This is a genomic window from uncultured Subdoligranulum sp., from assembly GCF_937890665.1.
Genome location: NZ_CALADU010000020.1, coordinates 1 through 14965 on the forward strand (window position 1 = coordinate 1; position 14965 = coordinate 14965).

The window sequence follows — 14965 nt, forward strand, 5'->3', positions numbered from 1 at the left end:
CCTCCGCCCTTGGCCTGGCCGGTGCGGGCGGAATCGGCGCGCCGCTGATCCTGGCCCTGAACCAATACGCCTGGCATGATGTCAGCACTCTGGCGCTGGGCATGATCGCCTTGTCCTGGCTGGTGGATCTGGTCTCCGCTTTCTGCCGCCGCAGGGCCGCCTGAGGCCGATGCCCGCCAGCAGCCGGATCCGGTGCAGCCCCCCGTTCCGCCCCGGCGGGAAGGATTCCGGCGGAGCTGCTGCAAAGCAAGACACGGACAGTCTTTGGACTGTCCGTGCCTTGTTGCCAAGCGGCGATTCCCCGGCCGGGAGCCGCTCAGAGTGCTTCGTATTCCGCGTCGCTCACCGGCTCGCACCACTCGTTGGAGCAGGCCTCACCGGGCATCTCGACGGCGATGTGGCTGAACCAGCTGTCCCGCTTGGCGCCGTGCCAGTGCTTGACCTCCGCCGGGATGACGATGACTCTGCCGGGCTCCAGGCTGACCGCCTCTTTGCCCTCCTCCTGGTACCAACCCTCGCCGGCGGTGCAGATCAGCAGCTGCCCGCCGCCCTCGGAGGCGTGGTGGATATGCCAGTTGTTCCGGCACCCGGGCTCGAAGGTGACGTTGGCCAGAAACAGCCCGTCCTCCGGGCGGGTCAGGGGATTGAGATAGGACCGGCCGGCAAAGTACCGGGCAAAAGCGTCGTTGGGCGCGCCCAGGCCAAACACGTTCTGTTCCTCAAATGCAGCCTTGTCCATGATCTTCATGCAACATACCTCCCAATGCTTTCTTATGAATGCGGGGCAGACCGCCGCCCCGGTGTGGATGTTCTGCCGCCAGCGTGTCTCCTGCCGCTCACGGGTGTGAATATCCGCCAGCGCGGCGGCCCGTATCTCCACCAGTAGCCGCAGCCGCATATAGCCCCCCGTCTCCTCTCCGGTGAAGCCGATGTCCCGAAGCGTCAGGATCAGGTTCAGCCGCTCCGGGTCGCGGCCTGCCCGACCTCAGGACCTCCATGGAGATCTGATCGCACTCGCTGGCCTCCTGGATCGTCATCGCCCGCACCTCAGGGCAGAAAGTGGAGACGTCCCCGCAGGGACGCCTCCATTCTAAATCTGGAACTTCGCCTTGTCCAATGCCTATACCGGATGGTCTGATATTCCGCCGACGTATTTCTCGGCAAATCGCAGCAGGGCAGCAGCGGTGGCAGAAAGGACCTCGGTCTTCTTCCAGGCCAGAACCGTGCCCGACTCCAGCGGCGGAGAGAGGGGTACGAACCGCAGCCCGTCATAGGCGCAATCCAGCCGGATCACCAGATAGATCCCCAGCCCCTCCCGGGCCAGCTGGGTCTGGTTGTAAGGCAGGTTGCCGCTGGCCGCCACCTGGATCCGGTCTGCGTAAGGGCCGAACCAGCGGATCATTTCCCGGCGCATCAGCTCCCGGGTGGTCAGGATCAGGGGGCTGTCCGCCAGGTCCCCGGGCGTCCCCACCTCCTGCTGGGCCAGAGGCGAATCCTCCGGCACCAGGACGCCCCAGGATTCCCGGACAGGCAGCCGGAGGATCTGGTAGCGGCTGGTGTCCACCGGCTCCAGCAGAAGTCCCATGTCCAGGAGTCCCTGCTCGATCCGCTCCTTGATCCCGTCGGAGTCTCCGCTGTAAATCTCATACTGGACCCGGGGATGCTGGCGGTGAAAGGCAGCCAGGAGCTTTGCCAGATACGTCATGCTCCGCAGGTCGCCGCTTCCGATGGAGATCCGGCCTGTGATCTCCTCCGCCGGTCGGAGCTCCCGGGCCGTCTTCTCCGCCAGCTCTACGATCTCCTGAGCCCGGCGGCGCAGCAGCATCCCGGCCTCCGTCAGAACGACGTGGTGCTGGCTGCGACGGAACAGCTTGACTCCCAGTTCCTCCTCCAGCTGCATCAGCTGGCGGGACAGGGTGGGCTGCGTCAGATGGAGCAGCGCCGCCGCCCGGGTGATGTTCTCCTCCCGGGCCACAGTCAAAAAATACTTCAGCGTCCGAAATTCCACCGGGCCGCACCTCCTCTTCTCCCCTACCATATCATGGCCGCAGTGGGGCCGCAAGTGTGATATGTGTGAAATGTATGTCTCAGCATAGAAAACAGGTATTCGCTATTTCTCATTTCAGGCGGTATAATAGGGTCATGTGAGGCGCGGCGCCCGGACTCCGGCTGCCGCAGAGCTGCAACAGGAAAGGATGGTTTCGACCTATGGAATACCGTGTCAACCGCCGCACCGGGGACCGGATCAGCGTCCTGGGCGTGGGCACCAGCGGCCTCCCCGCCGTCGGGGCGAAAGAGGGTGCCGCCACGCTGGAGATGGCCCTGGAGCAGGGGATCAACTACTTCGACCTGGCCACTGCCGACTCCGCCTGCTTCCCCATCTTCGGCGCCGCCCTTGCGGGTGTGCGCAGGCAGGTGCTCTACCAGGTCCACTTCGGCGCCAATTACGCCGCCGGTAAACCTTACAGCTGGACCACGGATCTGGAGACCGTCAAGCGGTCGGTAGCGTGGCAGCTGGAGCAGCTGCGGACGGACTACATCGACTACGGCTTCATCCACTGTATGGACGAGTCTGGCGACTGGCGCCGGTATGTGGACAACGGCGTTCTTCAGTATCTGGAGGCGCTGAAAGCCCAGGGCGTCGTCCGCCACATCGGCCTCTCCACCCATACGCCGGCCCTGGCCCGGGAGGTGCTGGACACCGGCCTGGCGGACATGATGATGTTCAGCATCAACCCCAGCTACGACTATCAGCACGGCGAGTATGCCAACGGCAGCGCCACGGAGCGGATGGCCCTTTACCGCCGGTGCGAGGCGGAGGGCGTGGGCATCTCCGTGATGAAGGCCTTTGCCGGCGGACAGCTGCTGGATGCTCGTACCTCTCCCTTCGGTCAGGCCCTGACGGAATATCAATGCATCCAGTACGCCCTGGACAAGCCCGGCGTCCTGACGGTGCTGCCCGGTGTCCGAGACCGGGCGGATCTGGAACGGGTCCTGGGCTTTCTGCGGGCTGGGGAGGCGGAGCGGGACTACTCCGTCATCAGCTCCCTCACCCCCAGAGACGCGGAGGGCACCTGCGTCTACTGCAACCACTGCCAGCCCTGCCCCGCCGGCCTGGACGTGGGCCTCATCAACAAGTATTATGACTTGGCCCGTGCGGGGGATGCCTTGGCGGCAGAGCACTACCGGAGCCTGTCTCTGGGTGCGGATGCCTGCATCAGCTGCGGCCACTGTGACCGCCGGTGCCCCTTCCATGTATCCCAGTCGGCGCGGATGCGGGAGATCGCATCCTACTTCCGGCAGGCGTGAGGGCCCTGGCCGTTCCTTGCACCTTTGCCGGCTACATCAATGAGCGGCTGACTGCTGACATCCCCACCGTCCTCCGCTCCGCCACCGCCCTGGTGCCCCTGAAGATGGAGACGCCCGTCCCCTTCACCGGCACCTGGGCGGATGCGGAGGCCTGTCTGAAGGAATTCTACTGAGTGCCCTTCCCGTATCCATCTCCCAAAATCACCAAGACGGCTGCCAACCCGGCAGCCGTCTTTTTTTCGTTGATTCCCGCCTCCCCCGGAGGTGCGCCGGAATCAGAACTGTTTCAGTTATCTCCGATAGGATAGGGCGGGGGTGCGCGCTCCCGTTTTCACGGGTGTCCCCGCGGCCGGAGCCGCCGGCGGACGGTCAGTCGTCACGTGCCTCGTCCGCCGGCTTCTCCCGCGGGGTCTGCTGTTCCTTTTTCAGGGATTCCAGTCCCAGCCGGATCAATTCCACGGTCGCCTCCGAACGGGTCTGGAACCGGCGCTCAAAGCGGAAATCCTCGATCTGCTGAAACAGCTCATTGTCCACGGATACCGTGTAACGCGGTCTGTCTGTTGCCATCCTTATCACCTCTGGCCCTATTATACACGAGTGAACCACCGGTGTAAAGAGAGCCGCAGCCCCCTTGACTTCGGTTCAGTGAACCACTATAATAACCTTAATAGGTTCACCAATTCACTTAACCACTATATGGAAAGGAGCTGCGTACATGAACAGAGATCAAAAACGGTTCACCATCTCCGTGACGCCGGAGCTGGCGGCGGAACTGACCGCGGTAAAGCAGAGCAGCTACCCCGGCGTCCCCCGGGACGCGATGTTCCGGGACCTAATCATCCGGGGCCTTGTGGCGTGGGGGAAGCAGTCCGGCAAGAATAGCCAGCCCGTGTGACGGGTGGGGTGCCGGGCCCCATCGAAGCTCCTTCGGCTCTCCCGGCAAACGGCGGCAGACAGAAACAGACAGAAACACGGTGAAAGTCAGAGGCGGCAGGTACGCCCGGTGCGGGCACCCGTGGGCAGCTGCCCGCACCCGCCATCCCATGGAGACAGCAGAACAATTCTGGGCGTTCCTGACCGGGAGCGTCCAAAGCGGTGCAGGGTTCAGTCCGTATGTCATACGGTCGTAACCCGCCGTTCATCGCTCCCCCTGACCGGGAGGAGACGGAACGTGAGCAAAGTAACCATGAGACGGCCGGATGCCCGGGCCATGGCCCAGCTTCTGGCGGAGCAGACGCAGACGGCGGCGGGGCTGATCCTCCGCCTGGCCTGGCGGCAGGGGCTGACCCGGGAGGAGATCCAGCGCCTCGCTTGGAACGATGTGGACTTTTCTGCCCATCAGCTCCGGCTGCCGGACCGGACCATCCCGCTGGAGACGGAGACCGAGGACTGCCTGCGCCGGCAGGCGGAGCGCCCCGACCCGCCTACTCCCTTCGTGGTGGTCTCGGACCGCCGCAGGCAGCAGATGCCGCCGGAGTCCATTTCCCGCCTGGCCAGAAAAACTCTGGACCGGGCGGGGCTGGGCGGCATCAGCCTGATGGATCTGCGGCACGACTTCATCATCCGCCATCTGGAATCCCACGACTGGCCCTATGTGGCCCGGATCAGCGGCATCGCCGTCCCCACTCTGTATGCCGTTTTCTCCGACTATCTGCCGGAGGGGCGGCAGAAGGACTCCCGCCCTCGGCGGGAGGTGGACGGTTTTTTGATGTGGAAGCTGCTCCAGGCGGAGGGCAGCTCCCCGGTGGGGCTTGCCCTTTGGATGGGTTGGAAGCTGGGGATGCAGGTCCGGGAGATGACAGCCCTGACCTGGGACCAGGTGGATCTGGACCGGGGTCTGGTGCGGCTGCCGGACCGGGACCTGGCCCTGGGCGTCACCCTGCGGCGCCTGCTGCGGGCGGCGGCGGGACGCCGGCGGCCGGGTGAGGACCCGCACGTGCTGCTGACGCCCAACTCCCGGCGGCCCTTGGACCAGCCCCGGCTGTCCAAGATGGTGCGGACCGCCCTGATCCGGGGCGGGATGGAGCACATCAGCCTGGGAGATCTCTGCCGGGAGGAGCGCCGGGAGAACGAGGACGCCCGGCTGCTGGCCTACGCCGCCGAAAAAGGCACCATCTCCCGGTCGGAGGCCATGTCGCTGCTCGGCCTGTCCAAGGTGGCGGCCTACGAGCGTCTCCGGCAGCTGGCTGAGCGGGGAAAGCTGGTGCTGGTCGGCGGCAAATACTACCCCGCCGGCCAGGTGGTGCCGCCGGAGGAGCAGTATGACGTCATCCGTACATTTCTGGAGCAGTCCGGTCCGGCCTACCGGCAGGATCTGGCGGCGCCCCTGCACGTCGGCGACAGACAGTGTGCCCTGATCCTCAAGCACATGGTGGAGGACGGGCGTCTGGTGCAGGCCGGGCAGCGGTACGCCCTTCCCATTCGGGAGGAGGTTCTGCTGTGAACGGCGCAAAAGGAGAGCGGCCCTCAGTGCTCCATCTCATAGGGAAACGAACTGAACCCCCAGGGGCACTACCGGTACGGAACAAATCAACTAAAACAGCCGCAAGTCATCGCTTTTGATGACTTGCGGCTGTTTCAACATCTTCTCTTTCACAAAAGTGTGCGGCTTACTTATAGCGACAGTCATACTTTTCCAGCCTCATGTATCTCCCCATATGTTTCGTCATTCATAGAAGAGGATATAGTTTTTAGCTTGGCTTATTCGCTTTGTTGAAATTCGTCTCATTTTGTAGTAATCTTATAAACAACATAGCATCCTAAGATGTTTTGTTGTCCCTTTTATGGTACAACTCTTGTGATATAGTGGTTTTACGCCAATAGTCAGAAAGTTACCGAATCACACATAGATAGGAAATGATCCGACAAGGAAAATCAACATAAGAAATTTTGTGAAATACAGAGCCTACTTTCCACAACAGGTAAAGTTTAACTACTGAATTGAGGTGCACAATGGACGATAGATACATAGTAAGTTCAATGAATGAATACCTGCATCAAGCTACTGGAGCACTTGCCGAGTGGCTTAACGATATGTTGCCTAAAGTAACTGAAAACTGGTGGGATGAGTGCGTTCTGCAGAAGCTCAGTTATAACCAGCGGACTTTTGCTGCCCAAAAGGGCTTTACTAAACTGACAGATTTTGATTTAGCTGCGCTTCTCAGGATTGCCGATAAGGCATGGTATGAGATGCGCAGTTTTGCGTATCTCCCTACAAAGGAACGAGAATGCATCCGTGATATGCAGGGCGTCCGCAACAATTGGGCACATGTCGGTAGCGAGTTACCCGGCAAGGATTCCATCATTCGTGACCTTGATATTTTGCAACGCTTTTTCGAACAACTCAATATGGCACATGATATTTTGTCGGATGTTGCGGAGCTTCGGAAAGCAGTAGAAAGTCCCGGATACATTAATAAAACATCAAGAGCAGTTGACTTTGTGCCTGCTGTTGAAACGACATCAGCCAGATCTCAGAACATTTCGGAAAAAAGTTTGGTGTACCTGGTTGGTAATCCTTCTGCACGCGGCTTGGTCTTTTCTGTTGAAGATTTGGGAGAAATTAAGCGCTATCAGGTATTCATTGATGGCGAGATCAAGACTTACTATTCGGATCAGATAGCACTTGTCAACGATACACCGTCGTATCATTGGGTAAGTATTGAAACCTTCCAAAGCTATCTCTCTGCATATCAGATCAATCATCCTTCTGCCGGGAATCTATATTCCTTGAATTCTGCAAGAATTGATTTTGTCCCATACCAGTTCCGTCCCGCATTGAAGTTGATTAAATCCGATGAACCCAGAATATTGATCGCAGATAGCGTCGGCGTAGGTAAAACAATTGAAGCAGGACTTATCATTAAGGAACTTGAGGCCAGAAATGAACTCGAAAACATCATGATCATCTGCCCTAAACCGCTTGTTACAGAGCGAAAATGGGAGCTTGAAATGAAACGCTTTGACGAAGATTTTATTCCACTTGATGGTGCTACACTTCGTCAAATTCTCTCCGATACAGATCGCGACGGAGAGTGGCCAAGTCGATACAATAAAACCATAGTTCCATATTCTATTCTGGATAACCGTGTTTACAGCGGCGAAGGTGGAATGAAAAGTAAAAACTATGGTCTAACGGATTTAGATCCTGCTCCACATTTTGATTTAGTCATCATTGATGAGGCCCATCATATTCGCAACGGTAGCATGGAAAAAGAAAAAGCTTTCGCGTATAAGTGTGTAAAATACATCTGTGATCACGCAGATGCTGTTGTCATGCTTACGGCCACCCCGCTACAAACCGGCGACGATGATTTGTTTACTCTCCTTAACCTTCTCCGGCCTGATGTAGTATTGGACAAGGCGACTTTTAATTTGATGTCAAAGCCCAATGCCTACATTTCGCAATGTGCCCATGTTGTACGCAGGGCGGATGATGATTGGCAGGCAAATGCGCTTGAACTGTTACAGGGCATTTTAACAACACAATGGGGTGAAAATGTCACCGCAAAAAACCCTCTGTATGAATTGATTCTTGAAAAACTTCGCCAGCCGGAAGTCTCCAGAGAAGAACGTGTCAAGCTAATTACGGATATTGAGTCTTTGCATAGTTTCAACACGATGCTTAATCGAACAAGGCGTAAAGACATTCAGGATTTCTGCATTCGCCGTACTCATACCTTGGAAACTGAGTTTACAACGGAACAACAGGCATTGCATGACGAACTCCTGGCCTTTGAGCGAACGGCCCTCTCTACTCTGCACAATGTTCGCAGTGTCCCGTTTATGATGAGTACAATTCGTCGCCAGGCGGCAAGTTGTATTTTTGGCCTGGCACCCCACATTAGGGATCTCATTGATAGACGTTTTGCGCAAATAAACGATGACCCAGAAATTGATATTGATAATTTTGAATTCAGTGGACAAGCTGCGACTTCTCTTGAGAGTCTTGCTACCCATGTTTTAGAACTGGCCGATAATCTTCCGGAAGAAGACCCAAAGTTTGATAGCATCCTTTCTATCATCCAGCAAAAGCAGGAACTGGAGAACAATAAAATTATCCTGTTCAGCACATTCCGCTATACACTTTCCTATGTAAAGAAAAAACTGGCGGCGGCTGGCTTACGCGTGGAACAAGTTGATGGCAGTGTTAAAGATGATGTCAGATGCGAATACAGGAATCGATTCGAGCTTCCCAAGAGCGATCCTTCTGCTCTGGACATTCTGCTGTTCACCGAAGTTGGCTCTGAAGGCCTCGACTATCAGTTCTGTGATATGATGATCAACTATGATCTTCCTTGGAACCCTATGCGCATTGAACAGCGTATTGGCCGCATTGACCGTAGAGGACAGGCCAGTGAGGCTGTGAATATTTATAATGTGATCACTGCAGGAACTGTTGATGCAGATATTTATAACCGTTGCCTGCTCCGTATCGGCGTTTTTGAACAAAGCGTTGGTGAATGTGAAGAGATCCTCGGTGAAATCGGGCGACAGGTCGAGCAAATCGCTGCTGATGGCAAACTGACAGATCAGGAACGCCGCTATAAACTGGAGCAGATGGCAGACAATGAAATTCGTAAGATGCAGGAAATGAGTAAACTCGAGGACGAGGAGAAAGCCCTGTTTGGCTTTGATCTGTCAAATTACACTATGGCTAAAGAGATTCAGGAAGCTGAAAATCCGTGGATATCCCCTCGAAGCCTGCAATATTTAGTGGAGCATTATTTAAAGGAGCGCCTTGGAAAGGTAAATTATATTTTTGGCGAAAGTGATACTAAAACCCTCCGTCTCTCCGCAGTTGACAGAGGTATCCTTTTGGAAGATTTTAGAAAACTGTCAGGTATCCGCTCTGCGCTAAAGCGCAAATGGGAACTTTATTTAAAGGGAAAGAATCCGAACCACAGTATAACTTTCGAGCCAGAAGCAGCGGAGAAGGATCGTAATGCCTTTTTCATTACGGCAGTACATCCGTTGGTTAAACAGGCTGCAATGTATTACGCGACGAACGAGGTATCTTATATCAGTCTCAAATACTATTCAGACCACATACCAAGTGGCACTTATCCATTTTCTACGCATGGAATTATACTGGTCTTAATCCCCATTTCTATATTGCCACTGTCAGCGATAGCGAAGAAATAACTGCGGAGATGACAGATATCCTTCAAACTGCTCAAGGGGTAAATTTCGAAGGAAAGGTATCTTCTGATATGTGGTCTGGACTTGAGGCCAAGCAAGCTCTCATGCTTCGTTCGGCAAGGGCAGACCACTCAGCAGATGCAAAAATGACTGCGCGATATAAGCTTGAAAGCATTGAGAGCAACTATCGTAGCCGCAAAAGGATCCTGGAACAGCAAATCGGAGATGCATTCGAGGATAATATTCGAAGGATGCGTCAGAGCGAGATGGATAGTGTAACCGAATGGTTTGAGAAAAAACATAACGATATTATGCAGCAAGCCGAGCGTGCTGATATTTACAGTACATTGATTGCTAATGGTATTATTACAGTTGAGAGGTCATAATTGTGAGAAAAATTGACAGGATAAAGAATGAATATCGGAGTTCTAACTTGATGGATCTCACGGTCCTCGAAAAATTGCGTAATGAGCTTAAAAATATTTTGCCAAACGACCTTGAAAGCATTGATGACCATATTTGCTATGTTGAGTTATTAAACAAATTTCGTTTTGCATTGGCAAAAAGTGATGAGCTAAAGGGCGATAATTATCCTGCATTACTTGAATCTTTGCTTTCAGTTGGCGAAGACAGTGTCTATTCAAGCACGCTTCGCTTCATATTTGAGTTAATTCAAAATGTCGACGATTGCGAATACAATGATCCCTCTAACGCAACCCTTGATATAAAATTTGATACTAATCAAGGACAAATTGTTTTGACTTACAATGAAAAAGGCTTTAGTCCATTTAATGTATTTGCGATAACTGGTATTGCAGAGGCTGCAAAGAATATTAGTGCAGAAAAAATTGAAATTGGTGAAAAAGGTATCGGTTTTAAATCTGTATTTGGAGTAGCCAATAAGGTGCTGATTCAAAGCAGCTATTTTTCATTTGAACTTCATAAAAACAATTTTACAATACCAATTCCCTCCTATGATGATTTCGAACCAGTTGCTGGAACACGACTGACTTTGTTTGTTGCGCCTGAGTTGTCTTATCGTATTTATCGCTCTTTTGTAAATGAATACTGCAAACGCAATGCTTTATTTAACAAAAATCCTCTTTTATTTCTAAATAAGTTGACTGAATTACGTCTGTATATCGATGGATTTCGGAGTCTGAAATTCTCTGTTTCGCGCAATACATCTCTTTTCTCTCGTACTCAACTGAGCACGGAGGAAGATGTGCAAATTGCTGTCGATTTACGAGATCATTGCAATGGCTTGGACACCAATATTCGACAGGATGTGCGGTGTATTCGTTACACAATGCCAATAACATATAACAGAAAAATGTGTCAATCCAGATATGGAGAAACAACTGCATTCACAGAGAAAAAAATGTTTATGCAGGTTGTAGTTCCCCGTGTGGATGCCTTATATGGAGATGACGCTATTAAGAATGGTACACTTTACTCTTTTTTGCCAACTCAGATTAGATTAACAGTGCCATTAGCATGTCATGTTCCCTTTAAACTCGCTGGCTCCAGAGAACATGTTGATCCACAGGGCAACAATCTTTGGTTTACCCATAGTTGTAACTGCTTCGCACAAATGATGAAGGATGTATTCTTAGACTTGGCTCATAGATGTAAAGAAGATGTTGTAAACTATGTACCATTCAAGAACTCTTACCTTTTTGAAGCATCCAGTGAAAAAGTAAATTGCTTAAAGCAAGCGCAGTTTAAAGGCGAAACATTCTTACAACTTCCCATTTTCTACACCGTTGAGAATAATTTCAGATGTTCACAAGAAATTTTTTGTTTTCCTATCTCGCAAGAAAATATACCGGATCCTGAAGGAGCATATCTGTTGTTAGGTGAAAAGCGAGAATTGTTTTTGCCTTCCAAGCAGTCCCACGGAAAAAATCCAGGAATAAGTATAGTCCATAATGTGGCAGCTAAACTGTTTGAACGGGCAATGACTGTTCCTGAAGCGACTGAGAACATCTTGAATATGCTTTCTACATTTGAGGACTTCTCTTTTTCTAAGATGGTAGAAACTGTTGGCAGTCAGAGTTTTACGGTGAGTCAAATCATATCCTTTTCTAAGCATGCCAAATGTGCAAACGCATTTAGAGATGTTGCGCTTGATAAGCTAAAAAAGCAAGTTCGCCCTGAGTTTTCGATTGCTATTACATCTAATGAACTTTGTGATGTACGAACGATTGATTCAGCAGAAGACCCTCTGGATGCAACAGATTTTGATGCGACGGCATCACAATATCTAAAGTCAATTAATTATAAATGCTTGAAGATAAATGGCGTACCGGAGAACTTCTATTTTATTGCAAAGAATGTACTGATTTTGCCTCAAAGAGAAAGCATCCATGCACTATCTGATTTTTGCGGACAGGTCGATAAAAATAGTATATTTTCTGCTACACTTAGGTTCAAAGCTGCTTCCAATAGCTTAAATACTGCTGATAATGCATTGACTCCTGTTAAATATTTACAGATGCTTCGTTCGGTTCGTGGCTCGATTCGAAAAGCATTTGGGCAAGGCGTTTATGAAAATTATATCCGAATCATCAATGAGTCTGGTGCAAATCCGGACCGGTACATCAATGAACTTCTGCAAAACGCAGACGATTGTACATATCCAGGCGGTGAAGTTCCGACTTTTGAATTAGCAGTTTCACGAGATACGCAAGAGATTACTACAAGATACAACGAAACCGGCTTTACAAAGGACAATGTGCGTTCAATTACTGCCATCGGAGAGTCTACAAAAAAACGGTTGTTGGCTTCGCAAGTAAAAAGCATCGAAGAAATTGGTGAAAAGGGCATTGGCTTTAAGTCCGTTTTCTCAGTTGCCAAACGAGTTGAGATTTTCAGTGGAGGTTTTAATTTTGCATTGTCTGACAAAGAACCAACTGTTCCCGAAGTGCTAAACGGAACGCAGACTATTGATAACGGAACCTTTATGCGTTTTAAGATGAAATCTGAGCTTCGCCCAGATTTTTTTACCGAAGGAAAAATCCTGCAGTTGTGTCTGTGTCTACGCAAATTACAAAATATTCGTTTGGATAAGTTTAATGTTTCAATTAAAGATGAAGATCAAATTCGAAAAATTACCATCAACGGTAAATGTTATGAATATAAAATTATAGTATATTGCTTCTCGATCAACGATACCGCTGTTGTCGAAGAAAGAGAAAAACACCAACGACATATTGGAAAAGAGCAAAAAGTTGTTTGTTATGTCCCTCTCAATCGGACGCAAAAGGATTTCTATCTTTATTCCGGACTTCCTACGCTTTTAAAGGCTAAGATCCCCCTTGTGATTGATGCCCCATTTGAATTGACTACTTCGCGTGACAACATAATAAATAACAAGTGGAACAGCTATGTAAAGGAAGAAGTCTATAACGCGTTGATTCATACAATCGAAAATTTGAAATCCGAAAACGGAATTTCTGTACTGAGATTTCTGCGTTTTAGACAAGAAGGATCCTTGTATATTCCAGATTTATTCGAGGACTCGGCACTTAATAAGAGCAATCTTCTTTCCAAACTTAAACCTATTGCATTTTTGAGTACCTATAACCCCGAGACCTTTGCTACGCCAATGCAGCCCCAATTGCATAGATTTCCTGAGCTTGTCCATTATCTGCTCTCCAGAGGCGAAAACATTGGTATCCTTCCAAATGAGATAATCAAAGCTAATGATAATCAGTACGACATGGTTTTTTCTGCACTGGGCATAAAAGAGGAATCTCCAAAGAATGTTCTGAATATTGTCTGCAAGTACTATCAAAGGTATATGCAGGACGAAAGCTTCCGCAAGATACTTTATGATTATTTGCTGATTCATAAAATGGATTTGCCAGTGTTGCGAAGTATATTGCAATCCATGCGAATCATTCCGGTAAAAGGCAGCGTTTTGGGCCAAATAGATTTTATCAGTTGGTCTGATAAAATCTATGTCAAAGACGATACAAAGGTTTCACCTGAGAGTTGCTACATTTTAGATACGGCAATTCTGTCAAAAGCAGACTGCGAGCAGATTCTTGGTAAAGATATCAATGTGCTGAACGATTCCTTGGAAATCACAATTTACCGTCAAAGTCTATTCGAAAAGCTACGGGATAGTACCTTGATGGAAAATCTCTATGCTTATTTAATGGATGAATTCACGCAAAATCGAAGAATGTTGGTTGCGTGCGTTGATTTGCTTATTTCGAATTCGGATCAGATCCCCCTTAAAAATGAAAATGGTTTACTTCGACAAGGTCGCATATATGTCAGTGATCAGCCTGCAGAATATTTCTGGGGAGACATCTTGCCAAACCACATTGCACATAAGGAGTGTGATGCTTTTGCGCGATTTATCCAATGCAAGAATATTAAAGATGTTCACTATGAAGATTTGGATATTTTAGAACCTTTAAATGCGGGAGATATTGAGTCATTCCAGGCTCCTGACGATTTTAGCTATGGTTTTGAAATTTTGGAGAATTGTAAACGGAAAGGTCTGATATCGCAAGAGCTCATCGACAAATATGAACTTGGCGGCTTAACGAGAATTAGTGTTGACTATGATGAAGAGATGCTGAACCAGCCAATTAAGGATATCACACAGTTTAAGAAGCATATGAAGCAAATTCTAAGCAACCCTATACGGATTGTGAAAAAAAGGGTTCAGCGAGAAGTTCCCTATGGGGTAAAAACAAGTGGTGTTGAATTTCTGTTGGATAACAAAGATACTCGCATGGAAGCGATGCGACGATATAGTCCCGAGCCAGGATACTGTATTTGTCAAATGTGTAAAGAAGCTAAAGACATCAAATACATCGAGGTCAACAATATTCAAAGGACCCCCGCTTATTATTGGCAATCATGTGCTGTTTCCCTGTGTTTAGTGTGTAGTAAACATTTTGAAGAACTGCGACAAAATGAGACCATACATAAGCAATTTTTGAAAGCTATCAAAAGTGCAAATCCCATGGGAAATCGTCCCATAATAATCCCAATAGGAACCGAAGAACTTGTTTTTGGTCAGACGCATATTGCTGAAATCCAAGAGATCCTCAAACAGCAAGATTAAAGTTGACAGGTCTATGCGATTTTTCAGTAGCAATTTCCCTTTTACTGTGGTATTGTGTGTTGCTACCAGGAGGTGCAACGCATGAAAACACGACTCAAGAACTTGTACGACTGTTTCTACACTCCGCCCGAGTTTTCGGAGCAGAAGCAGGAAGTGGAAGAATGCCATCAGGCACTGATCAAAGTGCTGGAAAAGCCGGAACGGCGGCTGGTGCTTCGAATCATGGATGCCCAGAGTCTGATGGCAGAAAAACGCTCCATCGACAGCTTTATCTCTGGATTTGAGCTGGCGTGGCAGCTCTCTATGGAACTGAATCAATATGAAAAAGAGCGCTCAGTCTCTCGCCGTAAAGCGAAGAGATTGGGCGCTCTTTCGTAAGCGTAAAAACAGTCGGCGGCTTGTCAGGGTAAAATGCCTCTGCCAAAC

At 50.2% G+C, this 14965-nt stretch carries 10 protein-coding genes; 7 read left to right on the forward strand and 3 right to left on the reverse strand.

The window, feature by feature from the left end; genetic code table 11:
- Positions 1–316 precede the first annotated feature (316 nt).
- Both Q0526_RS01060 and Q0526_RS01065 read right to left on the reverse strand, forming a co-directional pair.
- On the reverse strand, positions 317–748 hold the full coding sequence (locus tag Q0526_RS01060) for a cupin domain-containing protein (RefSeq protein WP_025545232.1): 432 nt from the start codon (positions 746–748) through the stop codon (positions 317–319).
- A gap of 372 nt (positions 749–1120) precedes the next feature.
- Complete coding sequence (locus Q0526_RS01065) at positions 1121–2008, reverse strand: LysR family transcriptional regulator (protein ID WP_298729990.1); 888 nt, start codon at positions 2006–2008, stop codon at positions 1121–1123.
- Between the two features lie 200 nt (positions 2009–2208).
- Here Q0526_RS01065 and Q0526_RS01070 point away from each other — a divergent pair, with 200 nt between their 5' ends.
- The gene (locus tag Q0526_RS01070) at positions 2209–3309 is read left to right on the forward strand and encodes an aldo/keto reductase (protein WP_287555468.1); all 1101 of its coding nucleotides are present in this window, start codon (positions 2209–2211) and stop codon (positions 3307–3309) included.
- A 369-nt stretch (positions 3310–3678) separates the two neighbouring features.
- Here the strand turns inward: Q0526_RS01070 and Q0526_RS01075 are convergent, their stop codons facing one another.
- Positions 3679–3876, reverse strand: coding sequence for a ribbon-helix-helix domain-containing protein (locus Q0526_RS01075; RefSeq protein WP_021750310.1), 198 nt, complete (start codon positions 3874–3876; stop codon positions 3679–3681).
- A 148-nt stretch (positions 3877–4024) separates the two neighbouring features.
- Here Q0526_RS01075 and Q0526_RS01080 point away from each other — a divergent pair, with 148 nt between their 5' ends.
- The 6 genes from Q0526_RS01080 (at position 4025) to Q0526_RS01105 (ending at position 14917) form a co-directional block, all read left to right on the forward strand.
- Positions 4025–4204, forward strand: coding sequence for a hypothetical protein (locus Q0526_RS01080; protein ID WP_287555469.1), 180 nt, complete (start codon positions 4025–4027; stop codon positions 4202–4204).
- A 276-nt stretch (positions 4205–4480) separates the two neighbouring features.
- Entirely contained in the window at positions 4481–5752 is a 1272-nt protein-coding gene (locus Q0526_RS01085; RefSeq protein ID WP_298729995.1) for a hypothetical protein, read from the forward strand.
- A gap of 509 nt (positions 5753–6261) precedes the next feature.
- A complete protein-coding gene (locus Q0526_RS01090) occupies positions 6262–9453 on the forward strand; it encodes a helicase-related protein (RefSeq protein WP_298729997.1) in 3192 nt (1063 codons plus the stop codon).
- Between the two features lie 8 nt (positions 9454–9461).
- Complete coding sequence (locus Q0526_RS01095; RefSeq protein ID WP_298729999.1) at positions 9462–9836, forward strand: hypothetical protein; 375 nt, start codon at positions 9462–9464, stop codon at positions 9834–9836.
- 2 nt (positions 9837–9838) lie between these two features.
- Positions 9839–14539 (forward strand): hypothetical protein, encoded by a 4701-nt coding sequence (locus Q0526_RS01100; RefSeq protein ID WP_298730001.1) that lies wholly within the window; start codon positions 9839–9841, stop codon positions 14537–14539.
- Between the two features lie 81 nt (positions 14540–14620).
- Entirely contained in the window at positions 14621–14917 is a 297-nt protein-coding gene (locus Q0526_RS01105) for a DUF6809 family protein (RefSeq protein WP_298730003.1), read from the forward strand.
- Positions 14918–14965 lie beyond the last annotated feature (48 nt).

What these genes read in the sequence shown, in the direction of transcription:
- Q0526_RS01060 (WP_025545232.1), bottom strand. Translation starts at nt 748, where the DNA reads ATGAAGATCATGGACAAGGCTGCATTTGAGGAACAGAACGTGTTTGGC.
- Q0526_RS01070 (WP_287555468.1), top strand. Translation starts at nt 2,209, where the DNA reads ATGGAATACCGTGTCAACCGCCGCACCGGGGACCGGATCAGCGTCCTG.
- Q0526_RS01075 (WP_021750310.1), bottom strand. Translation starts at nt 3,876, where the DNA reads ATGGCAACAGACAGACCGCGTTACACGGTATCCGTGGACAATGAGCTG.
- Q0526_RS01080 (WP_287555469.1), top strand. Translation starts at nt 4,025, where the DNA reads ATGAACAGAGATCAAAAACGGTTCACCATCTCCGTGACGCCGGAGCTG.
- Q0526_RS01090 (WP_298729997.1), top strand. Translation starts at nt 6,262, where the DNA reads ATGGACGATAGATACATAGTAAGTTCAATGAATGAATACCTGCATCAA.
- Q0526_RS01095 (WP_298729999.1), top strand. Translation starts at nt 9,462, where the DNA reads ATGACAGATATCCTTCAAACTGCTCAAGGGGTAAATTTCGAAGGAAAG.
- Q0526_RS01105 (WP_298730003.1), top strand. Translation starts at nt 14,621, where the DNA reads ATGAAAACACGACTCAAGAACTTGTACGACTGTTTCTACACTCCGCCC.